At 60.2% G+C, this 24104-nt stretch carries 24 protein-coding genes; 8 read left to right on the plus strand and 16 right to left on the minus strand.

The genetic code is table 11. The features are described from left to right. Positions 1-85 precede the first annotated feature (85 nt). The 7 genes from KI617_RS00530 to KI617_RS00560 all read right to left on the minus strand — a co-directional run bounded on the left by KI617_RS00530 (position 86) and on the right by KI617_RS00560 (position 6807). The gene (locus KI617_RS00530; protein WP_226449650.1) at positions 86-1222 is read right to left on the minus strand and encodes an acyl-CoA dehydrogenase; all 1137 of its coding nucleotides are present in this window, start codon (positions 1220-1222) and stop codon (positions 86-88) included. Next, a complete protein-coding gene (locus KI617_RS00535) occupies positions 1219-2121 on the minus strand; it encodes a DMT family transporter (RefSeq protein WP_226449652.1) in 903 nt (300 codons plus the stop codon). Before KI617_RS00535 ends, KI617_RS00530 begins: the two co-directional genes overlap by 4 nt. Beyond that, entirely contained in the window at positions 2122-3312 is a 1191-nt protein-coding gene (locus KI617_RS00540) for an acetyl-CoA C-acyltransferase (RefSeq protein WP_226449654.1), read from the minus strand. It abuts the gene before it with no gap. 121 nt (positions 3313-3433) lie between these two features. Continuing rightward, the gene (can, locus tag KI617_RS00545) at positions 3434-4582 is read right to left on the minus strand and encodes a carbonate dehydratase (RefSeq protein ID WP_226449656.1); all 1149 of its coding nucleotides are present in this window, start codon (positions 4580-4582) and stop codon (positions 3434-3436) included. Between the two features lie 53 nt (positions 4583-4635). Beyond that, positions 4636-5808 carry an isovaleryl-CoA dehydrogenase gene (locus KI617_RS00550; protein ID WP_226449658.1) on the minus strand — a complete coding sequence of 391 codons (1173 nt, stop codon included), beginning with the start codon at positions 5806-5808 and terminating at the stop codon, positions 4636-4638. Between the two features lie 96 nt (positions 5809-5904). Beyond that, on the minus strand, positions 5905-6348 hold the full coding sequence (locus tag KI617_RS00555; RefSeq protein WP_226449660.1) for a PaaI family thioesterase: 444 nt from the start codon (positions 6346-6348) through the stop codon (positions 5905-5907). Between the two features lie 51 nt (positions 6349-6399). Continuing rightward, positions 6400-6807 carry a MerR family transcriptional regulator gene (locus KI617_RS00560; RefSeq protein WP_226449661.1) on the minus strand — a complete coding sequence of 136 codons (408 nt, stop codon included), beginning with the start codon at positions 6805-6807 and terminating at the stop codon, positions 6400-6402. A 99-nt stretch (positions 6808-6906) separates the two neighbouring features. Here KI617_RS00560 and KI617_RS00565 point away from each other — a divergent pair, with 99 nt between their 5' ends. The 4 genes from KI617_RS00565 (at position 6907) to KI617_RS00580 (ending at position 11649) form a co-directional block, all read left to right on the plus strand. After that, entirely contained in the window at positions 6907-7929 is a 1023-nt protein-coding gene (locus KI617_RS00565) for an MBL fold metallo-hydrolase (protein ID WP_226449663.1), read from the plus strand. A 34-nt stretch (positions 7930-7963) separates the two neighbouring features. Beyond that, positions 7964-9799, plus strand: a complete 1836-nt coding sequence (locus KI617_RS00570) for a PHA/PHB synthase family protein (protein ID WP_226449665.1) — start codon at positions 7964-7966, stop codon at positions 9797-9799. A 180-nt stretch (positions 9800-9979) separates the two neighbouring features. Next, positions 9980-10264 (plus strand): ubiquitin family protein, encoded by a 285-nt coding sequence (locus tag KI617_RS00575; RefSeq protein WP_226449667.1) that lies wholly within the window; start codon positions 9980-9982, stop codon positions 10262-10264. 137 nt (positions 10265-10401) lie between these two features. Then, on the plus strand, positions 10402-11649 hold the full coding sequence (locus KI617_RS00580) for a SpoIIE family protein phosphatase (RefSeq protein ID WP_226449669.1): 1248 nt from the start codon (positions 10402-10404) through the stop codon (positions 11647-11649). Here the strand turns inward: KI617_RS00580 and ubiT are convergent. Genes ubiT through ubiU form a run of 3 tightly spaced genes read right to left on the minus strand, consistent with a single transcriptional unit; the run spans position 11646 to position 14041 of the window. Next, positions 11646-12101, minus strand: coding sequence for a ubiquinone anaerobic biosynthesis accessory factor UbiT (gene ubiT / locus KI617_RS00585; RefSeq protein WP_226449671.1), 456 nt, complete (start codon positions 12099-12101; stop codon positions 11646-11648). The genes KI617_RS00580 and ubiT overlap by 4 nt on opposite strands. A 16-nt stretch (positions 12102-12117) precedes the next feature. Further along, positions 12118-13020 (minus strand): U32 family peptidase, encoded by a 903-nt coding sequence (locus KI617_RS00590; RefSeq protein WP_226449673.1) that lies wholly within the window; start codon positions 13018-13020, stop codon positions 12118-12120. A gap of 13 nt (positions 13021-13033) precedes the next feature. After that, positions 13034-14041 carry a ubiquinone anaerobic biosynthesis protein UbiU gene (gene ubiU / locus KI617_RS00595; protein WP_226449674.1) on the minus strand — a complete coding sequence of 336 codons (1008 nt, stop codon included), beginning with the start codon at positions 14039-14041 and terminating at the stop codon, positions 13034-13036. Positions 14042-14254: 213 nt separating this feature from the next. Between ubiU and KI617_RS00600 the strand changes: the two genes are divergently transcribed. After that, positions 14255-15145, plus strand: coding sequence for a response regulator (locus KI617_RS00600; RefSeq protein WP_226449676.1), 891 nt, complete (start codon positions 14255-14257; stop codon positions 15143-15145). A gap of 9 nt (positions 15146-15154) precedes the next feature. Here the strand turns inward: KI617_RS00600 and KI617_RS00605 are convergent, their stop codons facing one another. Genes KI617_RS00605 through KI617_RS00630 form a run of 6 tightly spaced genes read right to left on the minus strand, consistent with a single transcriptional unit; the run spans position 15155 to position 21721 of the window. Further along, positions 15155-16156 carry a septal ring lytic transglycosylase RlpA family protein gene (locus KI617_RS00605; protein ID WP_226449678.1) on the minus strand — a complete coding sequence of 334 codons (1002 nt, stop codon included), beginning with the start codon at positions 16154-16156 and terminating at the stop codon, positions 15155-15157. Next, a complete protein-coding gene (gene rodA, locus KI617_RS00610) occupies positions 16153-17265 on the minus strand; it encodes a rod shape-determining protein RodA (protein WP_226449680.1) in 1113 nt (370 codons plus the stop codon). The genes KI617_RS00605 and rodA overlap by 4 nt, the downstream gene beginning before the upstream one ends. After that, positions 17262-19172, minus strand: coding sequence for a penicillin-binding protein 2 (gene mrdA / locus KI617_RS00615; RefSeq protein ID WP_226449682.1), 1911 nt, complete (start codon positions 19170-19172; stop codon positions 17262-17264). The genes rodA and mrdA overlap by 4 nt, the downstream gene beginning before the upstream one ends. Before the next feature lie 18 nt (positions 19173-19190). Next, positions 19191-19712 carry a rod shape-determining protein MreD gene (mreD, locus tag KI617_RS00620; protein ID WP_226449684.1) on the minus strand — a complete coding sequence of 174 codons (522 nt, stop codon included), beginning with the start codon at positions 19710-19712 and terminating at the stop codon, positions 19191-19193. Beyond that, on the minus strand, positions 19712-20647 hold the full coding sequence (gene mreC, locus KI617_RS00625; RefSeq protein WP_226449686.1) for a rod shape-determining protein MreC: 936 nt from the start codon (positions 20645-20647) through the stop codon (positions 19712-19714). Before mreC ends, mreD begins: the two co-directional genes overlap by 1 nt. Before the next feature lie 30 nt (positions 20648-20677). Next, the gene (locus KI617_RS00630) at positions 20678-21721 is read right to left on the minus strand and encodes a rod shape-determining protein (protein ID WP_011285885.1); all 1044 of its coding nucleotides are present in this window, start codon (positions 21719-21721) and stop codon (positions 20678-20680) included. Between the two features lie 102 nt (positions 21722-21823). On the opposite strand from KI617_RS00630, the gene gatC reads away from it, so the two are divergent. From gatC to KI617_RS00645, 3 genes are read left to right on the plus strand one after another with little or no spacing between them, the layout of a single operon-like run. Continuing rightward, the gene (gatC, locus tag KI617_RS00635) at positions 21824-22111 is read left to right on the plus strand and encodes an Asp-tRNA(Asn)/Glu-tRNA(Gln) amidotransferase subunit GatC (protein WP_226449687.1); all 288 of its coding nucleotides are present in this window, start codon (positions 21824-21826) and stop codon (positions 22109-22111) included. Continuing rightward, positions 22108-23565 (plus strand): Asp-tRNA(Asn)/Glu-tRNA(Gln) amidotransferase subunit GatA, encoded by a 1458-nt coding sequence (gene gatA, locus KI617_RS00640; RefSeq protein ID WP_226449689.1) that lies wholly within the window; start codon positions 22108-22110, stop codon positions 23563-23565. The genes gatC and gatA overlap by 4 nt, the downstream gene beginning before the upstream one ends. Before the next feature lies 1 nt (position 23566). Beyond that, entirely contained in the window at positions 23567-24097 is a 531-nt protein-coding gene (locus KI617_RS00645; protein ID WP_226449691.1) for a hypothetical protein, read from the plus strand. The last annotated feature ends 7 nt before the right edge of the window (positions 24098-24104 follow it).

A 24104-nucleotide genomic window follows, 5' to 3' on the forward strand; every position in this document is an offset into this window, starting at 1 on the left:
CAGTTGGCAGCGGTCGCCGGAATTTCTTGGGTGTTCCGGTCGACCCTGGGGCCAGCTGTAGTTTCTATGGTCGCCAGGTTGGGGCTTACTCGTTGGCGATGCTGCGGCCGATCACTAGGCGTTGAATGTCGTTGGCGCCTTCGTAAATCTGCGAAATACGCACGTCACGGTAAATGCGCTCGACCGGGAAGTCGCTGGTGTAGCCGACGCCCCCGTGGATCTGGATGGCGTCCGAGGCGATCTTCTCGGCGGCTTCGGAGGCGAACATCTTGGCCATCGAGGCTTCCTTCAGGCAGGGCTTGCCGGCGTCCTTGAGCTGGGCGGCGCGCCAGACCATCAGGCGGGCGGCGTCAAGCAGCGTGTTCATGTCGGCCAGGCGGAAATTGACGGCCTGATGTTCGATGATCGGCTGCCCGAAGGTGACGCGCTCCTTGGCGTAGCGCACGGCTGCCTCGAAGGCGGCGCGGGCCATGCCGATGCTCTGGGCGGCGATGCCGATGCGGCCGGCTTCGAGGTTGGACAGGGCGATCTTGTAGCCTTCGCCTTCCTTGCCAAGCAGGGCGCTGGCCGGGACGCGGCAATTTTCAAGAATGATCTGCACGGTGTCGGATGCGTGCTGGCCCATCTTGTCCTCGGTGCGGCCGACGATGAAGCCCGGCGTCGCGGTCGGGATCAGGAAGCAGGAGATGCCCTTCTTGCCGGCCGCCTTGTCGGTCACGGCGAAGACGATGGCCATGTGGGCGTGCTTGCCGGTGGTGATGAACTGCTTGACGCCGTTGAGCACGAAGCTGTCACCGTCGCGGTCGGCGCGGGTGGTGATCGCGGCGGCGTCGGAGCCGGTATGCGGCTCGGTCAGGCAGAAGCAGCCCCATTTTTCGCCACGGGCCAAAGGCTTGAGCCATTCTTCCTTTTGCTGGTCGGTGCCGTATTTCTGCGTGATGCCGCAGGCCAGCGAGTTCTGCACCGAGACAATGGTCGAGGTGGCGCCATCGCCGGCGGCGATTTCTTCCAGCGTCAGGACCAGCGACATGTAGTCCATGCCGGCACCGTCCCATTCTTCCGGTACGCACATGCCCATGGCACCCAGTTCGCCGAGTTCCTTCAGGGCTTCGGCCGGGAAGGTGTGGTGCTTGTCCCATTCGGCGGCGAAGGGGGCGAGGCGCTCCTGCGCGAAGGCGCGCATCGAGTCGCGGATCATTTCCTGTTCTTGCGTCAGAATCATGTTGTTTTTCCCTTTTGATAACTGGTGAGCCAGACGCCGGTAATGACCAGCGCGCCACCGGCCAGTACGGCCAGCCCGAGGCGTTCGTCAAGCAGCAGGGCAGCTTGCAGCACGGCGAAAACCGGCACCAGATTGATGAATATGGAGGCATGGCCAGCGCCGAGTCGATGCACGGCGTCGGTAAACCAGGTGTAGGCGATGGCGGTACCGAAAATGGCGAGGAAGCCCATGCCGGCCCAGACGCGCCACGACCAGGACGCCGGGTCGATATCACCCTGAACCAGCGCGGCGAGGCCAAGCAGCACGGCGCCGCTCAGACTGGCGTAGAGCGTCGTCGCCAGCGGCGAGAAACGATGGGTGGCCTGCCAGCCGATGAAGGTGTAGGCCGTCCACGACAGTACGCAGCCGATGATCAGCCACTCGCCGAGGCCGACGGAGCCCTGGAAGAGCGCCAGCGGATCGCCGTTGCCGATCACCGTCAGACAGCCGGCAAAGGCGATCAGACTGCCAATGGCCTTTCTGGGTGTCATGTGCTCCTTGCCGATCAGCCAGGCAGTGATGACGATGACCACCGGGTTGAGTGCGACGACCAGCGCCCCTCGGCCAGCCGGAATGCGTTGCAGGCCGAAGAAGAAGCACAGCCCGTAGAGGAAGATGCCGAAAAAGCCCAAGGCCCAGATCAGCCCCCAGTCGCCGCCAGTCTGCGGCACCGGGATGCGGCCTGCGGAGAGCAGCATGAAGCCACCAACGGCCAGGCCGGACAGCACGAAACGCAGCGAAGCCACGGCGAGCGGCGCACTCAGCTCCTGGGCGATGATCCGCCCGGCAACCCAGGTGCCTCCCCACATGGCCATGGCTGCGATCAGCTTGACGTAGACGAGCGAACGGGCCGAAGGCAATTACAGCATTTCCACCGCGAGGGCAGTTGCTTCGCCGCCACCGATGCACAGCGAGGCGACGCCGCGCTTCTTGCCGTACTTCTTCAGCGCGCCGAGCAGTGTGACGACGATGCGGGCACCAGAGGCGCCGATCGGGTGGCCCAGCGCACAGGCGCCGCCGTGGATGTTCACCTTGGCCGGATCGAGCTTGAGGTCGTGCAGCGAGGCCATGGTGACGACGGCGAAGGCTTCGTTGATCTCGTACAGATCGACCGACTCAGCCGTCCAGCCAGTCTTGGCAAACAGCTTCTGCATGGCACCAACCGGAGCGGACGGGAACAGGGCGGGCGTACCGGCATGGGTGGTATGGCCGACGATGCGGGCAATCGGCTGCAGGCCGAGCTTGGCGGCTTGCGATTCACGCATCAGCACCATCGCGGCAGCGCCATCGGAAATCGACGAGGAGTTGGCGGCGGTGACGGTGCCGTCCTTCTTGAAAGCCGGCTTCAGGGTCGGGATTTTTTCGACATTGACGGCGAACGGGCCTTCGTCCTTGTCGATGACGACGTCGCCCTTGCGGCCGGCGACGGTGGTCGGGGCGATTTCCCAGGCGAAGCTGCCGTTGTTGCTGGCTTCGATGGCGCGGCTGGTCGAGCGGACGGCGAATTCATCCTGCGCTTCGCGGGTGAAACCGTAAGTGGTCGCACACTCTTCGGCAAAGGTACCCATCAGGCGGCCGCGGGTTTCCTTGCTGTAGGAATCTTCCAGGCCGTCGAGGAACATGTGGTCCATCATCTGACCGTGACCAAGGCGATAACCACCGCGGGCTTTGGGCAGCAGGTAGGGGGCGTTGGTCATTGACTCCATGCCGCCGACCACGGCGGCGCCGTAGGAACCGGCCAGAATGCCGTCGTGGCCGAGCATGGTGGCCTTCATGGCCGAGCCGCACACCTTGTGGATGGTGGCGCAACCGGCAGAGAGGGGCAGGCCGGCCTGCAATGCGGCCTGGCGAGCCGGTGCCTGGCCCTGGCCGGCTTGCAGCACGCAGCCCATCAGCACTTCTTCGATCAGGTTGGCGTCGATGCCAGTGCGCTCGACGGCGGCCTTGATGGCCACGGCGCCGAGATTGGCGGCGGTCAGGCCGGCGAAGCCGCCCTGAAAGGCACCCATGGCGGTACGGGCGGCGGAAACGATAACGATCGGGTCATTCATGCTGATTTCTCCTGAGTTGTTCAAAACGACACGCCGCCTTTGTCATCCCTGCGTAGGCGGGGATCCAGCGGCTTGTTTGGGATGGATTCCCGCCTGCGCGGGAATGACGGGGGGCAGGTTTTCATGCGTCCAACGCTTTCAGTGCGGCGTCGTAACGGGTGGGTAAATCTTGTGGGCAATCGACGGTGATGCCGAGGTCGTGGATCAGGCCGTCCTTCAGGCCGTAGATCCAGCCATGGACGGTCAGTTGCTGGCCGCGCGCCCAGGCATCCTGGACGACTGGGTTGTGGCAGACGTTGGTCACCTGTTCAAGGACGTTCAGTTCGCACAGGCGGTCGTGGCGCTGGGCTTCGGGCAGGTTGTCGACGTTGGCCAGGTGCTTGTTATGCACGTCATGGACATGGCGCAGCCAGAGATCGACGACGCCGACCCGGGCCCGGTTGAGCGCGGCGAGCACACCGCCGCAACCGTAGTGGCCGACGACCATGATGTGCTTCACTTTCAGCACATCGACGGCGTACTGGATGACCGACAGGCAGTTCAGATCGGTGTGCACGACGACGTTGGCGACGTTGCGATGGACGAAGACTTCGCCCGGCAGCAGACCGACGATCTGGTTGGCCGGCACGCGTGAGTCGGAGCAGCCGATCCACAGGAATTCCGGGGTCTGCAGGTGGGACAGCTTGTCGAAATAGGACGGGTCGACGGCCTGCATCTGGCTGGCCCAGGCGCGGTTGAAGTCGAACAGGTGGGAGAGGTTTTCGCTGCGAATTTCCTCTTCCGACCAGTTGTCGAGATCGAGGGCGAGGAACATCGTGCCTTCGACCGGCGTCTGGTAATAGTTCGGCGCTTCGGTAAAGCCCAGCTCGCGGTACAGCTTCACGGCCATGCGCATGTTGGGCAGGGTGTCGATCATCAACTTGCGATAGCCGATTTCCTTGGCTGCCTTGATCGCGGCCAGCGCCAGCGCGGCGCCGATACCGTGACCACGTTCAGCCGGATCGACATAGAGGCGTTTCATTTCGCAGACGCCATCGCTGTCCGGCAGCGGGCGAACGCCGACACAGCCGGCCGGGTGGCCATCGACTTCGGCAAAGAACAGCCGGCCCTGCGGCGCGACATAGTTGCCGGGCAGGGAAGCCATTTCCTGGTCGAAATTCTGGTACGACAAATCGACGCCCAGCCAGGCCGCATAGTTGCGGAAGTACTGGCGAACCTGCTCGAGGGCTTCGGTGTCGTTGGCGGTGAGGGTGCGTAGGGTAACGGTCATGCTGTTTAGCTCCATGTTGCGGCGCCCCTGTCCGGAGCGCCGGCAGGAGCGTGTTATGCGGTTTCGGCGAAAAGTTCGCGACCAATCAGCATTCTACGGATTTCGGAGGTGCCTGCCCCGATCTCGTAGAGCTTGGCATCGCGCCACAAACGGCCGGTCGGATACTCGTTGGTATAGCCGACGCCGCCAAGCGTCTGGATCGCCTCGCCGGCCATCCACGTCGCCTTTTCAGCCGAGTAGAGAATGGCGCCGGCCGCATCCTTGCGTAGCGTGCGTGAATGGTCCGTTGCATCACAGGCCCGGCCGACGGCATAGACGTAAGCGCGGGTGGCCTGCCAGGTCGAATAGAGGTCGGCGACCTTGCCCTGCATCAGCTGGAATTCGCCGATCGCCTGGCCGAACTGCTTGCGTTCGTGCAGGAAGGGAACGACGACGTCCATGCAGGCCGCCATGATGCCGAGCGGGCCACCGCAGAGTACGGCCCGCTCGTAATCAAGACCGGACATCAATACTTTGGTTCCGTTGCCGACGCCGCCCAGCACGTTTTCCTCCGGCACTTCGCAGTCGTCGAAGAACAGCGGGAAAGTGTTCGAGCCGCGCATGCCCAGCTTGTCGAGATGGGTGCCGTGGGTGAAACCTTTCATGCCTTTTTCGACGATGAAGGCGGTCATGCCCTTGGCGCCGGCATTGAGGTCAGTTTTGGCATAAACCACCAGCGTGTCGGCGTCGCCACCGTTGGTAATCCACATCTTGGAACCGTTCAGGACATAACGGTCGCCCTTTTTCTCGGCCTTCAGCTTCATGGAGACAACATCGGAGCCGGCATTCGGTTCGGACATGGCCAGTGCGCCGACGTGGTCGCCGGAAATCAGCTTGGGCAGGTATTTCTGGCGCTGGGCTTCGGTGCCGTTGCGGCGGATCTGGTTGACGCACAGATTCGAGTGGGCGCCGTAGGACAGACCGACCGAGGCCGAAGCGCGCGAGATTTCCTCCAGCGCGACGATGTGGGCGAGGTAGCCCATGTTGGTGCCGCCGTATTCTTCGCCGGCGGTCATGCCGAGCAGGCCCATGTCGCCGAATTTCTTCCAGAGATCGGCCGGGAATTCGTTAACCCGGTCGATTTCTGCCGCGCGCGGCGCGATTTCGGCATCGGCAAAGGCCTTCACCGCATCGCGCAGCAGATTAATGTCTTCGCCGAGGCCGAAGTCGAGGCTGGGAATGTTCATGTGATTTGTCTCCGTCTTGTTGTTAGTTATTAGTTGCCTAGGGACTGGAGTGAGAGCAGTTTTACTAACAGCTCAAGTCTCTTGGGCAACTCGATCCTATTTCTCGCCCTTCCCATGCATGACCATGATGGTCTGCTGCATCAGAGCGCAAAGCGTTTCCCGGCCGTCTTTCACGGCAAAAACTTCAGCCTGGGTGATGATCAACGTCTTGCCCGGGCGTACCACCTTGCCTCGGGCGATCAGCTTTTCGCCGTCGGCCGGGGCGACCAGGTTCATCTTGAATTCGACAGTCAGCACTGAGGCAGTTTCCGGCACGACGGTCATTGCCGCATAGCCGGCCGCCGAGTCGGCGATCATGCCGACAACGCCGCCATGGACGAAACCATGCTGCTGCTCGACGCCCGTCCAGTGCGGCAGATGGATTTCCGTTCGACCATGTTCGATGACCGGCATCGTTGCCTGGATCAATTCCATGGCGTTCTGGCGGGCAAAACTGGCGCTGACGCGCTCGGCAAAGTGGGGGTCGAAGATTTTGGTCATAGGTCGTGATTGTATTTACGTTAACGTTAACGTCAACTGATTGGGAAATATTTATTTCTTGGCGTTGCGGCGGGTCAACTCCTGTTCGCATTGCTGCTCGAATTGCGAGATTTCGGCCAGCATCGCCTCAATGTCTTCGCGTTGCTGTTCCAGTGCGGCACGGCGCTTCTCCATGACGCGCAGGCATTCGAGCAATTGGGGCGTTTCGTCCTCGGTCGACTCGTACATGCCGATCAGATCCTTGATCTCGGCCAGCGACAGGCCGAGGCGCTTGCCGCGCAGGGCCATCTTCAGGCGCGCCCGGTCGCGGCGGTTGAAGATGCGCTTGCTGCCTTCACGTTCCGGCGACAGGATGCCCTGGTCTTCCCAGAAGCGGATGGTGCGTGGGGTGATGCCGAATTCCCGAGCCAGGTCGGAAATGGCGAAGGTCGGTGTGGAAGGGGCGGCCGTCTGGCTCATTTTGTCTCCTGATGGTGCGGCAGAGTAAATCAGAAGCGGGGGCTTTTTTCAATCCGCTACCGTATGGTAAGTTGAACGCCCCTGTTTTCGGGTTTCCCCATGTCCCTGCATTTTCCCCATGCCCATCCGCCCGCAGCTGGCGAGCTGACCGAGGTCGCGCCCGGTGTTTACTGGCTGCGCATGCCGTTGCCGTTCCAGCTGGATCACATCAATCTCTGGTTGCTGCGTGATGGCGCTGACTGGACGATCATCGACACCGGCTTTCCCGACGATGCTGTTCGGGCAATGTGGACCCAGATTCTCGATCGGCTCGACGGGCCGGTGACGCGCCTGATCGTGACCCATTTCCATCCCGATCATCTCGGCCTCGCAACCTGGCTGATGGAAAAGACCGGCGCACCGCTGGCGATGACCACCGGTGAGTTTCTGACAGCCCATGTCGTCTGGCATGAGGTTGGCGGTCACGGGGCACGCTTCATGGTCGAACAATTTCGTCAGCATGGCCTGGATGCCGACCATCTGGCCAAATTCGAGAAGCGCGGTTCGGGCTATCGGCGGGCTGTGCCTGCCTTGCCGGAGTACTACCATCGCTTGATGGCCGGAGATATCACGACCATTGACGGCAAAAAATGGCAAATTCTGATCGGTCATGGTCACGCCCCCGAACATTTGGCACTTTACTGTGTCGAACTCGGCGTGTTAATTTCGGGCGACATGCTATTGCCAAGAATTTCGACTAACGTCAGCGTTTTTGCGGCGACCCCGGAAGCTGACGCTTTGCGTTGGTATCTGGATTCGCTCGATGAAATGGCGAGAGATATTCCGGCAGAAACTTTGGTGTTGCCTTCGCACGGGTTGCCCTTCACCGGGGTGCAAGAGAGGGTTCAGGCACTGCATGCGCACCATGAGGAGCGCCTGCAGGCACTGGAAAATAGCTGTGAACAAGCGCCACAGAGCGCAGCCGAGTTGCTGGATGTCCTGTTCAATCGGGCACTCGATACACACCAAACCATGTTCGCGATGGGCGAAGCGATCGCCCATCTGAACTACCTTGAACAAGCTGGTCGGTTGTCGCGTAGCATGGACGCCGATGGGGTAATTCGCTATTCGCGGTTGCGGTAATGACCCGCCGCGCACTGACAGAGGGAGTTTGAAGATGTCGCAGCAAACCGAAGACCAGAGCATGAATCTGCCGAACCCGGCCGAAATTGCCAAGACCTATGCCGAAGTCGCCCAGCGCGCCTCCCGGCTGATTACCCAGTTCATGGAAAAGAAGGCGAAGGACGGCGTTGATGCGCCGGCCGACGAGTTGGGCGTTGCCAAGGCCTTCATGGACCTTTCCGCCCGTCTGATGGCCAATCCGTACAAGCTGGCCCAGACCCAGATGAACATGATGTGGGATTACTTCTCGCTGTGGCAAGGCTCCATGATGAAGATGATGGGTGTGCCTGGTTCTGGCCCCGTCGCTGCCCCGAAAAAGGGTGACAATCGCTTCAAGGACGAAGACTGGGAGCAGCATTTCCTGTTTGACTTCGTCAAGCAGTCCTACCTGATCACCGCCCGCCACCTGCATGACACCGTAGCCGGTACCGAAGGCCTGGATGAAGCAACCCAGCAGAAGGTCAACTTCTTCACCCGTCAGTACATCGATGCGCTGTCGCCCTCCAACTTTGCCCTGACCAACCCGGAAGTCTTCCGTGAAACCGTCAAGAGCCACGGCCAGAACCTGATCAAGGGCCTGAACAACCTGCTGCACGACGTCGAATCCGGCGACGGCCAGTTGCGCATCCGCATGACCGACACCTCGGCCTTCGAAATGGGCAAGAACGTTGCCACGACGCCGGGCAAGGTAATCTTCCAGAACGAACTGTTCCAGCTGATCCAGTACAACCCGACGACCCCGGACCAGAACAAGAAGCCCTTCCTGATCGTTCCACCGTGGATCAACAAGTACTACATCCTCGACCTGCGCGAGAAGAATTCCATGGTCAAGTGGGCGACCGATCAGGGTCACACCACCTTCATCATGTCCTGGATCAACCCGGACGAAAAGCTGGCCAAGAAGTCCTTCGAAAACTACCTGCTCGAAGGCTCCATCGAAGCCATCAACCAGGTCTGCGCCCACACCGGCGAAGACAGCGTCAATCTGGCCGGCTACTGCCTGGGCGGCACGCTGACCATGACCACGCTGGCCTACATGGCGGCCAAGAAGGACAAGCGCGCCAACTCCGCCACCTTCTTCACCACCATGCTTGATTTCTCCGAGCCGGGCGAACTGGGCATCTTCCTCGATGAAGGCGCCGTCGCCGGTCTGGAAAAGAAGATGGCCGAGCGCGGCTTCCTCGAAGGTTCGGAAATGGCCGGCACCTTCAACATGCTGCGCGCCAACGACCTGATCTGGTCCTTCGTGGTCAATAACTACCTGATGGGCAAGGATCCGTTCCCGTTCGACCTGCTCTACTGGAACTCCGACTCCACCCGCATGCCGGCCGCGATGCACAGCTTCTACCTGCGCAACATGTACCTCGGCAACCTGCTCAAGGAACCGGGCGGAATCGAGTTGGGCGGCGTCAAGATCGACATCAGCAAGGTCAAGACCCCGTGCTACTTCATCTCGACGATCGAAGACCACATCGCCCCGTGGAAGAGCACCTACATGGGTGCCCGCCTGCCGTCCGGCAACACCAAGTTCGTGCTCGGTGGCTCCGGCCACATCGCCGGTATCGTCAATCCGCCGGCCGCCAACAAGTACGGTTTCTGGACCAACGACGCCACCGACGGCAACCTGCCGGAAAGCCCGGAAGACTTCCTGGCTGGCGCCACCCAGAACGCTGGTTCGTGGTGGACGCACTGGAATCAGTGGGTCACCAGCCTGCCGGGTGGTTCTGCCAAGGTCAAGGCCCGCAAGCCGGAAGATGGCAAGCTGGCGGTGATCGAAGATGCACCGGGCAGCTACGTCAAGTTCCGTCTGGATACCCAGAAAAAAGCCTAAAGGCGATTTCGTCTGAAGCAAAAAGGGAGGCTGCGGCCTCCCTTTTTATTGGCGAATGAATTTACTGCTTTTTCAACGGGAATGATGGATGCACCGGGTCGGCTGATTTCTGTTGCCCCGCATCCTGAACCATGCCGGATTCCTTCTGTCTTACAAACACAGACAGAAAGGAGATCTGCCATGTTCGACTCTCCCGTTGTTTCCGTTCATATTCCGTTGGCGCTCCGTGGTTTTTCCGGTGGGCACGATGAGATTACTGCCAGTGGCGATACGGTCGGTGAGGTTCTGGCTGCCGTTGGTCACGAGTTTCCGGCGATTCATGATTATCTGGTATCGCCCAGCGGCGATTTGCTGCCCGGGGTGGCGGTCTTTCTCGGGCCTCGCAGCATCAGCGAATTGCAGGGCTTGGCGACACCGATCGAGTTGGAAGAAGTGCTCAGCATCGTACCGATAGGTAGCTTGTAAGCAGTTTGTGCCGATTGTCTGAACGGTCCGCGTGAGTGCAGAAAAAGCTTTGCTGCACTGCAGGAATCGCGATTGGACAGCATGGGGTATGCTCTTCCCGAAATAATCGGCCATTGGCGCCAGGCGGGGAGGGTTTGATGTCTGAAGAATTGGTTTCCCAGATCAGCAAGGCGCTTTCGCGTAGCGAAAACCAGATTTCATTTGCGATTACGCTGATGGAACACTTGGTGGTTCCGACCTTCGTGCTCGATGCCGATCAGAATGTGCTGATCTGGAACCGGGCCTGTGAGCGCCTGACCGATATACCGGCTGCAGAGGTGGTTGGCACCCGCAACCACTGGCGGGCTTTCTATGAAGAGCCCAGGCCGTGTCTGGCTGATCTGGTCGCTACTTCCAGCCTTGAGCAGATTTCCGATCTGTATACCGTGTCCGACGATCCGAGCGACCCGTCATTCGGCGTCCACGCCGAGAACTGGTGCTGGATGCCACGTCGTCGCCAGCATCTTTATCTGGCGATCGATGCGGGCCCGGTGTTTGACGAGTCCGGCAAGCTGATTGCCGTGGTCGAGACCCTGCGCGATACCACGGAAAGGCATATTGCCCAGACCAAGGTGCAGGAGCAGGCCAGCATCCTGAAGGCACATTTCGATGAGCAGGAGCGCGAGACGGAACTGGCACGGCGCATTCTTGACCACCAGATTCGCAGCGACCTGATGCAACAGGCGGGAGTCAAGTATTCGGTCATTCCGGCCAGTAATTTCTCGGGTGACATGGTGCTCGCCGCACGCTCGCCGTCTGGCCGTCTCTATGCCATCCTGGCCGATGCGACCGGGCATGGCCTTTCGGCTGCGGTCAGCGTCTTGCCGATGGTGCAGGAATTTTATCGTCTGGTCGAACTGTCATCGCCGCTGAGCACTGTGATCGAGTCGATCAATTTCCTGCTGGCCAATTCCTTGCCGCTCGGGCGTTTTGTCGCCGCCGCCTTTGTGACGCTGGATGAGGCGGCCAAAGAGGGGGAGATCTGGGTAGGCGGGGTGCCGGATGTGCTGATGTTCGACAGCGCCGGCCGGCTGGAGCGACGCATCGCTTCGAGCAATCTACCCTTGGGTATTGTGAAGACCAGTGAGGGTGTTCAGGGTATTGAACACTTTAACTGGGTTGACGCTCGCCAGCTGCTGTTGATCTCGGATGGCATTGTCGAGGCCTGCAACGCCGATGACGTTGCCTTTGGCGATGAGCAACTGATACATGTCGTCGAGCACCGTGCCCCTGGCGTCGAGTTAACCGATGCGCTACAGCAGGCGTTGCAGCACCATTTGAAGGGCTGCAGCGCTCATGACGACATGTCGATGCTGGTCATCGACTGTCCGGCCAATAGCAATTAATGGCGAAATAGCGGCAGCTTGGCGGAAAACTTCGGCCACTCCACGGCGTCGAGCATGTTCTTGACGATCAGGCCGAGTTCGGTATCGCCGGTGATTTCCAGTTCGCGGTTGAAGAACAGCGTATCCGGGTCTTCCTGGCGGGCCAGCAACTGCAGGTAGGCCGACAGATTGGCAGCAAAGGCCAGATCAGGTTCGCGCTCCGGGCGGAAAACCGGCCGGAACAGGCCGTTAAGGTAGGTGTAGCAAGCTTCTCCACCGGTATCGAGGACACGAACGCGGAACAGCTTGTCTTCCAGCAGGGCAAGTTCGCTTTCCGGCAGCAACTTCATTTTCAGTGCCGCATTCAAGCCGGCGACCAAGGCCAGGGCATGTGGCCATTGCGGCAGTTTCTGGCCGAGACTGGCGACGAAATCAGGCAGCTTGAATTTGGGAATGGTGAAATTGCCGTTCATGTTCATGCTCCGTGTGTCATGCACCCAACTGGGCAAGTGCTTGCGTATGGCGCTGGACGATACCGGCATCGCCAAACCAGTAGCCATCCACCAGGCCGCTGGTGCTCCATTCCCGACTGTCGACCGGCAGCGTCTCGCCCCGTCGGGCCGCATCGAAGGCAGCGATGATTTCGTTGATGTACTGCTTCTGCGGGCTGATGCGCACGATGTCGATACCCATCTTGAGCATTTCCGGCATCTCGTGCAGCAGATTGTAGCTCTGTGCCGACATGGTCTGGATGCCGTTGATGGTCAGGAAGTCCTGTCCCTCGCGGGTTTTCAGGGTCAAACCTTCGGCGTGATCCAGGCACTTGAACTGGCAGTCATCCTTGTTCAGATCGTAATGGCGAGCGGTGAAGCAGCGGGCGGAAAAGGCGAGCGGAATCTTGCCGAAGGCGAAGACTTCAGTCTCGATGCCAGCTGGCCTGCTCGCGTGCAGGGCCTCGATCATGCTGCGTGAGCCTTCGAGTGGCGGCACCCAGCGCTTCAGGCCGAAGCGAGCGAAAGAAGCCAGCGTCGCCTCGTTGTAGATGTTCAGATGCGGGCCGGCCACGAAATCCTGGCCGTGCACGAGGTTGACGGCTCCAAGATCGTTGGCTTCGAGCATGCAGCCAGCTTCGTCGATCAGCCGGCGCAGGGCCTTGAGGTCGCTTTCCGATTCGAGCAGGGCCTGCGCCGAGACGACGACCTGTTTGCCGGCATCGGTCAGGTCGCGGGCCAGGCCGATCCAGTCGGTCGTGCGCAGTTGCTGGCGGCGCGAGCAGACCACTTCGCCAACGTAGATGATGTCGATGGCCGGGTTCTGGGCCATTTCGGCGTAGAACTCCATGACCTCGGCTTTGGGCCAGAAATAGAGTAGGGGGCCAAGCGAAAGTTTCATGTTGCGTTGTCCTTTAGCGCCATGGCCGGCTGTAGGCGCCGAGCGTTGCCTGGCTGCCTTCGGAAACCTTGGCCAGCTCGGCTTGCCAGGCCGGTTTCACATGGAAGCGTTCGCTGCCATCACGGAGCGAATCGAGCGCGGCGCGCAGTGTGCGAGTGACTTGCGTGACGTAGGCCGGGCTACGCTGGCGGCCTTCCACCTTGATGGCCTTGACGCCGATCTTGATGATTTCCGGCAGGATTTCCAGCACATTCAGGCTGGTTGGTTCTTCCAGGGCGTAATAGGTTTCGCCCTGTACTTCGAAACGCCCCTTGCACAGCGTCGGGTAACCCGCCGGTTCATCATCGCCGAAACGGTCGATCAGGACGCCGTTGAGGCGTGTTTCCATGGTGCCCGGCTTCTTGTCCCATTTGACGTACTTGGCCGGCGAACAGGCCCCCACTGTATTGGGCGATTCGCCACAGGCGTAGGACGAGAGCCAGCAGCGTCCTTCGTTCATTACACACAGGCTGCCGAAGCCGAAGACCTCGATTTCGACCGAGGTGTTCTTGATCACATGTTCAACCTGGGCCAGCGTCAACACACGCGGCAAGACGGCGCGGCGAACGCCGAATTCACGCTGGCAGAAATTGATCGCCTCGTAGCTGGTCGCCGAGCCCTGGACCGAGAGGTGCAGACGCTGCTGTGGATGCTTGTTGCGGGCGTAATCAAGCAGGCCGATGTCGGCCAGGATGATCGCATCCACCCCCTGATCGACGGCACCGTCGACGGCCTTGTGCCAGTCGGCAACCCGGCCGGCCTGCGGGAAAGTGTTGATCGCCATCAGCACTTCGCGACCCTTGGCGTGAGCGTAGCGTATGCCTTCGGCCATGGTCTTGGCGTCGAAGTTCAGGCCGGCGAAATTGCGGGCGTTGGTATCGTTTTTGTAGCCGAGATAGACGGTATCGGCACCGTTGTCGACGGCGGCCTTGAGTGCCGGCAGGCTGCCGGCCGGACAGACGAGATCGGGCAAGGAGCTCATGGGAGGCGTCCTGAATATCAAGCGCCGGAGTATAGCCAGCGCTGCAGAAACGCCATTGATCCTGGTCAAAGGCGTGGCTTGTGCGAGGCAAGATTGGCCTTCGTTACGGTATGATTGTGGTCAATAATCGGCCAGGGGAGGGGCATGTTTTCCCGCTCTTTCGTCCAAAGCACCCCGCCAGTCATGTGTCAGGCCATTGAGAAAGGCTGAGTAATGAATAAGGAACGCGTCCTCGTTGTTGATGATGAACAATTGAACCTGTTCATCATCGAGGAGTTTCTCGAGCAGGAAGATATCGAGCTGGAGATGCACAGCAATCCGCTTGAGGCTTGGGATAGCCTGATTGCACCGGACAGTGATTTTTCACTGGTGGTTCTCGATCGAATGATGCCTGAGCTGGACGGGATGGAGTTGCTCCGCCGCATGAAGCGGGAGGCGCGCTTTGTCGATATTCCGGTCATCATGCAGACGGCGGCTTCTTCTCCCGATCAGGTTCGGGAGGGTCTGGAAGCGGGAGCTTACTACTACCTGACCAAGCCTTACGAACCGGAAGCGCTGATTTCCATCGTGCGGGCTGCGATGGAAGATCGGCGGGCACGCAAACAGTTGCGCAGCCGTGCGGCTCGTCTGGAAGAGGCGCAAAAGCTGATCCGGAGCGTCGAGTACCGTTTTGTGACGCTGGAGGATGTCACCAGTCTGGTTCCTGTCTTGGCCGGCATGTGCCCGGTGCCGGATGTCGCTGCGCCCGGTTTGTCAGATCTGATGGTCAATGCGGTCGAGCACGGTAATCTGGGCGTGACTTATCAGGAAAAGTCGCTGCTCAAGTGGGAGGGCGACTGGGAGGCAGAAATCAGGCGTCGCCTTGCGCTGCCGCAATTCACCGATCGATTTGCCACGGTCAGAGTCGAGCGTGATGCCGATGGTGTCGTCTTCACCATTACTGATCAGGGCGATGGTTTCGAGTGGAACAAGTTCCTGAGTTTCGATCCGGACCGCGCGTTTGATCCGAATGGCCGAGGCATCGCGATGGCGAAGATGATGAGTTTCTCGGCGCTCGACTATCAGGGGCGAGGCAACGTCGTCGTTGCCAGGGTCAATCTCTGACCTCGCTGCCTAGCGGGTGATGATCGTCGGACGGTAGCCCAGCGCAGCGCGGATTTTCTCGGCGACCCGGTCGGCATCGCCGCGATTCGCATAGGGGCCGAGATGCAGGCGGTGAATGCCGCCACTTGGATTGACCCGCATCGTTTCGCTCAGCCAGTCGAGCTCGCGCAGCAGGTGATTCTTCAGGTTTTCGGCATTTTCGGCATTCGAAAAGGCGCCCAGCTGCAGGTAAATTCCCTTCTGAATGCTTTCGTCGCCACTCATGCCGGCCATCGCCGCGGTTTGCACCGGTCGCTCTTCAAGCGCCATGCGCTTGGCCAGTTGTTCGATATCGTCCCCGTTCGCGGGGCCGGCGACGCGGGGTGGCGGCGTGGTCTGGGCGTAGGCGGTGCCGGCGAGTTCGCCTGGAATGATTGCCTCGACCTCGACCTGGCCGCTACCACCATTGATCAAGCCAAGCTTGTAGGCAGCGGTGTAGGAAAGATCGATCACACGGTCGGCATGGAAAGGGCCGCGATCGGTGATGCGGACGATCACCGACTTGCCGCTCTGCACGCTGGTGACGCGAGCGTAGGAGGGCAGGGCCAGCGTGGTGTGGGCGGCGGTCATGGCGAACATGTCGTAAGGCTCGCCGATCGAGGTTTTCTGGCCATGGAACTTCTTGCCGTACCAGCTGGCGATGCCACGTGCCCTGTAGGCCTTGACCGCGGTATTCGGCACATATTCCTTGCCCAGCACGGCGTAGGGCTTGGTGGCGGGTTTGTGCAGCGGCTCCCACTTCGGTTCGGCATCGGGAATGTCATCGAGGCCATCCGGGATGTCGTCGGCCGGGCCGTCATCCTTGTAGAAACCACCGCCTCGCTTGAGGACGGCTGTTGGTTTCCTGGTCGGCGTCGGTGTTTTTGAAACTGGCCCTTTTTGCCCCTCAACCGTTGTCTCGCGTACCGGACCGGGGCCACCGCAGGCGGCAAGCAGCAAGGCCAGACTCAGGGGGGCGATCAGGCGAATCATTTCTTGACCAGCATCCGGTGGGTATGGATCGACATCAGCATGCCGATGCCGAGAAATAGCGTGACCAGCGCTGTGCCGCCATAGCTCATGAAGGGCAGCGGGACGCCGACGACGGGCAGAATGCCGCTGACCATGCCCATGTTGATGAAGGCGTAGGTGAAAAAGCCAAGGGTAATCGCCCCGGCGAGGAGACGGGAAAACAGCGTTGGGGCGGCCGAGGCAATCATCAGGCCGCGCCCGATCAGCAAGGTGTACAGAAAGACGAGCAGTGCATTGCCGAGCAAACCCCATTCTTCGGAATAGACGGCGAAGATGAAGTCGGTATGCTTTTCCGGGATGAATTCGAGGTGAGTCTGCGTTCCGTTCAGGTAGCCCTTGCCAAAGGCGCCACCGGAGCCGATGGCGATGATTGACTGGATGATGTGGTAACCCGAGCCGAGCGGATCAGTAGTCGGGTCGATCAGCGTGAGGATGCGCTTTTGCTGGTAGTCGTGCAGCATGTTCCACAGGAACGGGGCGGCCGAGGCTCCCGCGGCGACCAGTCCGATGATCACCTTCCACGGCAGGCCGGCGAAAAAGATGACATAAAAGCCGACGGCGCCGACCAGTAGTGCCGTACCCAGGTCGGGCTGCTTGGCGATCAGCGCGAACGGGATGATCAATAGAGCGCAGGCAATCAGGTAATGCTTCATCTTCAGCACGGCTTCGTATTTCTGGAAATACCAGGCGAGCATCAGCGGCATGGCAATCTTCATGATTTCGGAAGGTTGAATCCGCGTGAAACCGAGCGAAAGCCAGCGCTTCGCCCCATTGACCTTGATCCCGAACAGAAAGACGCAGACCAGCAGGATCAAAGCGATGACATAGAGCGGAATGGCAAAGTTCATCAGTTTCTGTGGCGGCAGGCGCGACACGAACCACATGACGATCATGGCAATGCCCATATTGCCTGCCTGGGAGAGCATCCGGTGGTTGCTGTCCCAGGTTGCGGAATTGACCGTGGCCAGGCCGACACCCATGATCGCCAGCGTGATGAAAAACAGCGGAAAGTCGATATGGGCAATCAACTGCTGCCAACTGCGGCGGAGGGTGCCAACGATATCGATCATTCTTCGGGGTCCTCCTCGACGGCGGCCGGGTCTTCCTTCGCCGCGCCGCCCGGTAGCTTGCCGAGCAGGTAGTAGTCGATGACCATGCGGGCGATCGGTGCGGCTGACTGGGCGCCGAAGCCACCGTTTTCGACCAGCACGGCGAGGGCGATTTTCGGTTTGTCGGCCGGGGCGTAGGCGATGAACAGGGCGTGGTCGCGCAGTTCTTTCTTGACGGAGCCTTCCTTGTACTGGGCCCCCTTCAGCGAGTAAACCTGGGCCGTACCAGTCTTGCCGGCGGCTTCGTAGGGGGCGCCGGCGAAGGCGCGGGTGCCGGTACCTTCCTTGTTTACACCGACCATCGCCCGTCGGATGACATCGACGTTCTGCTGCTTGAGGTTCAGATCACGAATCGGCTTCGGTTCGACCTGGCGTTTTTCGCCCGTCTTGGTGTCTATGATGTAATGCACCAGATGTGGCCGGAACATCACCCCATTGTTGGCCAGGGTGGCCGTTGCCTGGGCCAGCTGGATCGGCGTGTAGGCGTTGTAGCCCTGACCGATACCGATCGAGATCGTTTCACCGGCATACCATTTCTGCTGTTCCGGTTTCTTGAAGCGCTGTTTTTTCCACTCCTGTGAAGGCAGCACCCCCTTCGATTCGCCGGAATCATCCTTGCCGAGATCGATCCCGGTGCGCTGGCCGAGGCCCAGGGAGCCCATGAACTTGGCGATGTTGTCGATCCCCATGTCGTTGGCCAGCATGTAGTAATAGGTGTCGCAGGAGTGCACGATCGACTTGTACATGTCCACGCTACCGTGGCCGCCCTTCTTGTCGTCACGGAACTGGTGGTTGCCAAAGTTGAAATAACCGGGGTCGCTGATCGCCTGATTCGGCGTGCGCTTACCCATCTCCAGTGCGGCCAGTGCCATGAAGGGCTTGAAGGTTGAGCCCGGCGGATAGGCACCGTTGATGGCGCGATTGACCATCGGCTTGCTCGGATGCTCGTTCAGTTCCTTCCAGTTGTCTGGCGTGATGCCATCGACGAACAGGTTGGGGTCGTAAGTCGGGGTGGAGACCAGGGCGAGGATGCCGCCGGTGGAAGGATCGATGGCGACCAGCGAACCTTTGCGGTCGCCGAAGGCCTGTTCGGTGATTTCCTGCAGCTTGGCATCCAGCGTCAGCGCCAGGTTGTTGCCGGAAACCGGCGGAATCCGCTTCAGGCTGCGTAAGGCCCGGCCGCCGGCATCGATCTCGACTTCCTCGTAGCCGGTTTCGCCGTGCAGCTCGAATTCGTAATGCTGCTCAAGGCCCGTTTTGCCGACGTGATCGGTACCCTTGTAATTGGCCTGCCGTTCAGATTCCTCGATCCATTTCAGGTCGCGTTCGGTGATTCGCCCGATATAACCAATGGCGTGCGAGGCGATGCTGGCCAGCGGATATTGCCGGAACAGACGGGCCTTGACCTCGATGCCGGGGAAACGATAGCGATGCGAGGCAAACTTGGCGACTTCACCATCGGTCAGGCGGGTACGAATGGGGATCGATTCGAAGTTCTTGGCTTCGTCGAGCAGGCGCTTGAAGCGCTTGCGGTCCTTCGGCTGAATGTCGATGACTTCGGAGAGTGCATCAATGGTTGCCTCGAGATCGCCAGCCTGCGACGGGGTAATTTCCAGTGTGAAGGCCGAGTAGTTGTGGGCCAGCACGACCCCGTTGCGGTCGGTGATGACGCCACGGTTGGGGACGATGGGAATCAGTGCGATACGGTTATCTTCGGCGCGGGTCCGGTAAAAATCGTGCTGGATGACCTGCAGCCAGACGAAGCGGCCGATCAACAGGCCAAAGGCGAGCAGGACGGCAACCGCCGCAAAGCCGATGCGAAACCGAAAACGGTCGAGATCGGCTTCCGGATTGTTGAAGTCACCCACGTGCGCCCTGCCTCGGCCTTAAATAGGGCGGTTGGGGTCCTGCTCGACCGGCCGGTATTGCGGCAGGAGCAGGATGAAGGTGGCGGGAATCCAGAGCAGCGTAGCGATCATCGGGCCAACGAAATAGCCCCAGCCGGGAAACTCGGCGCCAACGGCCAGGCGCATCAAGGCTTGCAATACCTGCGTCGCCAACAGCAGCGGCATGATCTGCAGGGCCTGTTGCAGTAGCGGGAACCACAGGATGCGGCGCGACAGCGAGGCGGCGGTATAGGCGAGAGCGACGTAGGCAAAGCAATGCTGACCGAGCACCGCGCCGTCGGCAACGTCCATCAGCAATCCCAGCATGAAGCCCCAGCCCATGCCGACCTTGCGGAATTCGCGGACACTCCAGAAGCACAGCACCAGTGCGACCCAGTCCGGCATGCCGGGCCAGTGTGCCGTCGGCAGGAAGTTGAGGAGCGCGGCGGCAATCAGGCTGAAAAAAATGAACCAGGGCCGGACTGGCAGCAGAATGCGTGAGGAGGAAAAGGTAGGTTGCATCAGTGTTCTTTTCCTGAAACTTTCTTTTTCTTGCGCAGGTTCGGCTTGTCCGAACTGCCCGGGCGTCCGGACGACTCCGGCGGCGCCGGCGGCAAAGCCTTGCGCGGGTCGAGGACCATCACTTCGCCAAAGTTTTCGACGCCGGCGATGGGTACGCAGAAAATTCGGGCAAAGGAGTAGGCGCTGTCGCGCTCGATATTGACCACCTTGGCGACCGGGAAACCCGCCAGGTAGATGCCGTCCAGTCCGGAGGTGACCAAGATGTCGCCGACCTGGACGTCCGCGTTGGCCGGCATGTAGCGCAATTCCAGCTGGCCGTTGCCGAGGCCGAAAACGACAGAGCGCTGGCCGCTGCGAACGACTTGAACCGGCACGACCTGATCCTTGTCGGTGATCAGCGTAATTTCAGACGAGAACGGAAAGACGCGGGTCACCTGGCCGACGACGCCGGCTTCATCGATGGCTGGTTGCCCGGCGATGATGCCGGCCTGCTGGCCTTTGTCCACAATGACCTTGCGCGAGAACGGGTCGCGTGCAGTGTATAGAATCTGGGTGACTTGACCGTTGGCCTTTTCGCGTTCCTTGACGGCCAGCAACTTGCGCAACCGTTCATTTTCAACTTCGAGTTGGGCCAGGCGCTGCAGATTGGGCGCGGTCGTCAGCTGATTGTGCTTCAGCTCGCTGTTTTCATGTTGCAGGGCACGCAGGCCTTGCAGATAGCTGGCCGCATAGTCGACCAGGCTGCCCGGTGTCTGGGCGACGCGCTGGACCGGGTCGACGACCAGCGCGATACTCTGGCGCAGCAATTCGAGGCTCTTGAAACGCAGGTCGAGCACGAATATCGCCAATGAAACGGCGATGTAGAAAGTCAGAAGGGCCAGCGGTGCTGGCCCTCGCTTGAAGAACGGTGGAGGCGCGTGGTCGATGCCGGCCATCGCTCAATCCTGCCTTGCTGCGATCAAGGTTTAGTCCGAGGCAAAAATGCTGCCCAGCTTGTCCATCTTTTCCAGTGCCATGCCGCAACCGCGGGCAACACAGGTCAGGGGCTCATCGGCAACGATGACGGGGAGGCCGGTTTCTTCCATCAGCAGACGGTCGAGATCACGCAACAGAGCGCCGCCACCGGTCAGGACCATGCCCTTTTCGGCAATGTCGGCACCGAGTTCGGGCGGCGTCTTTTCTAGCGCGGACTTGACGGCGGAAACGATCTGGTTGAGCGGGTCGGTCAGCGCCTCGAGGATTTCGTTGGAGGAAATCGTGAATTTGCGCGGGATGCCTTCGGCCTTGTTGATGCCGGAAACTTCCATTTCCTTGACTTCGGCGCCCGGGAAGGCGGAACCGATGTTCTTCTTGATGTTCTCGGCAGTGTTCTCGCCGATCATCATGCCGTAGTTGCGGCTGATGTAATTGATGATCGCTTCGTCGAGCTTGTCGCCACCGACGCGCACCGAGCCGGCATAGACCATGCCGCCGAGCGAGATGACGCCGACTTCGGTCGTGCCGCCGCCGATGTCGACGACCATGGAACCTGTCGCATCGGAGACCGGCAGGCCGGCACCGATCGCAGCAGCCATCGGCTCCTCGATCAGGTAAACCTGGCTGGCGCCAGCGCCGAGGGCGGATTCACGGATGGCGCGACGTTCGACCTGGGTCGATCCGGACGGAACACAGATGATGATGCGCGGACTCGGGCTGAACAGCTTCGAGTCGTGTACCTTCTTGATGAATTGCTTGAGCATCTGCTCGGTGACGGTGAAGTCGGCAATGACGCCGTCCTTCATCGGGCGGATAACGGTGATGGTGCCCGGTGCCTTGCCAAGCATGTCCTTGGCTTCCCGGCCGACGGCCTGGATGGTTTTTTTGGCATTGGGGCCGCCTTCAAGGCGGATGGCGACGACTGATGGCTCGTCCAGGACGATGCCGCGGGCACGCACATAAATCAGCGTGTTGGCGGTACCAAGGTCGATGGCGAGGTCGTTCGAGAAGTATTTACTGAGGAAACCAAACATGGATGCTCCGCGTGGGGGGGTGCGGTAGGGAAAACTTTTATGATACCTTATAACGCTTTCCATTTTAAGACTTTGTGCACTGCAAAAAAGTCTTTGGCACCCATGTCGCTCACATTAGAACAGGTTAAGCGCATCGCCCATCTCGCCCGAATCGAGATCAGCGATGACGAGGCCCTGACCACCCAGGGCCACCTCAATGGCATCTTCCAGTTGATCGAACAAATGCAGGCCGTGGATACCAGCGGCGTCGAGCCGATGGCGCATGCTCAGGATGTCAGCCAGCGTCTGCGTGAAGATGCAGTTTCCGAAGGTGATCGCCGCGCCGCCTATCAGGCCGTCGCCCCGGAAATTGAAGCCGGGCTCTACCTTGTGCCGAAGGTGATCGAATGATCAATGCCAGCCTGAAAGAACTGTCGCAGGCGCTGGCCGCGAAGAAGGTTTCCAGCGTCGAGTTGTCGTCCTTGTTCCTTGACCGCATCGAGCGTCTGAATCCAAGTCTCAATGCCTTTGTGACGGTTGATCGCGAGAAGAGCCTGCAAATGGCCCGTGATGCCGATACGCGTATCGCTGCCGGCACGGCTGGCCCATTGACCGGCATACCTATCGCCCAGAAGGACATCTTCTGTGCCGAGGGCTGGCTGAGTACTTGTGGCTCGAAAATGCTGGCCAACTTCGTTTCGCCCTATGATGCGACGGTCATCCGCAAGATGCACGCCGAAGCCGGCCTGGTCTCGCTCGGCAAGACGAATATGGACGAATTCGCTATGGGTTCGTCGAATGAAACCTCGTTCTTCGGCTCGGTGCGCAACCCTTGGGATACCGAGCGTGTACCAGGCGGTTCGTCTGGCGGTTCGGCCGCCGCAGTGGCTGCCCGTCTGGCGCCGGCAGCGACTGGCACCGATACTGGCGGCTCGATCCGTCAGCCGGCTGCGCTGTGCAACCTGACCGGCCTGAAGCCAACCTACGGTGTTGTTTCCCGCTACGGCATGATTGCCTTCGCATCGTCGCTTGATCAGGGCGGCCCGATGGCAGCCAGCGCCGAAGATTGCGCCTTGCTGCTCAACACGATGGTCGGTTTCGACGAACGCGACTCAACCTCACTCGACCGCCCGGTCGAAGACTATGCCCGTGATCTCGAGAAACCTCTGAATGGCCTGCGCATTGGTCTGCCGAAAGAGTTCTTCGGTGAGGGTTGCGATGCCGGGGTGATGGCGGCCGTGCGTGCGGCGATTGCCGAATACGAGAAGCTCGGCGCATCGATAGTTGATGTCTCGCTGCCCAACTCCCATCTGTCGGTACCGGCCTATTACGTGATCGCGCCGGCGGAGGCCAGTTCCAACCTGTCGCGTTTCGACGGTGTGCGCTACGGCTATCGCGCTCCGGATTACGGCAATCTGGACGACATGTACATGAAGACCCGCGCCCAGGGCTTCGGTGCGGAAGTAAAGCGCCGCATCCTGATTGGCGCCTATGTGTTGTCGCACGGCTATTACGACGCCTATTACCTGCAGGCCCAGCGCATCCGCCGCTTGATCGCCAATGATTTCGTCGAGGCCTTCAAGCACTGTGATGTGATCATGAGCCCGACTTCGCCATCGACTGCCTTCAAACTCGGCGAAAAGGCGGCCGATCCGGTGCAGATGTACTTGTCGGATATCTACACGATCGCGGTCAATCTGGCTGGTCTGCCCGGCATGTCGATTCCCTGCGGCTTTGTCGGCGGCTTGCCGGTTGGACTGCAACTGATCGGCAACTACTTTGCCGAGAACCGTTTGCTAAATGTGGCCCATCGTTATCAGCAAGCGACTGATTGGCATCAGCGTCGCCCGGGTGGCATTGAATAAAATGCGCCTTCTCTGGACTCTGCTCGCTGCCCTGATGTTGGCCAGTTGCGCTGAAACGCCGAAGGCGCCCAAGGAACCAGCGGCGCAATCAACTGCTGAAAAACCGGTGGCCACCGAAGAAACGCCGAAATTCAAGAATTCGACCCTGAAGTACCTGGCCAACCGCAACCTCAAGCCGCAGCCGACGCGTCCGCTCAACGTTCGCTCGCGTTGCTCGCACAAGGATGCGATCGGCACGCAGACCCGGCTCGATCTGCTGGTCAAGGAGGCCGACGTCAAGAAATTTGATGCCCAGGTCAGCATGAAGGGCTATGGCACCTGCCGTTTTAACCTGGACGATTTCGAGCAGATCGAGAAGCTGCCGCAGGCGCTGCTGCGTCACAAGAAACAGTCGGATTGCCTGGTTCGCATGTGGGAGCAGGGCCCCAAAGTAACGATTGCATTCAATAGTTGCCCCAAATCCTGCGAAGGAAAGGCCTTCGACTATCTCTGGCCGATCATGGTCGAGGCGAAGAGCGGGCAATGTTTCTAATACGGAT

This window comes from Ferribacterium limneticum, assembly GCF_020510625.1.
Lineage (GTDB): Bacteria > Pseudomonadota > Gammaproteobacteria > Burkholderiales > Rhodocyclaceae > Azonexus > Azonexus limneticus_A.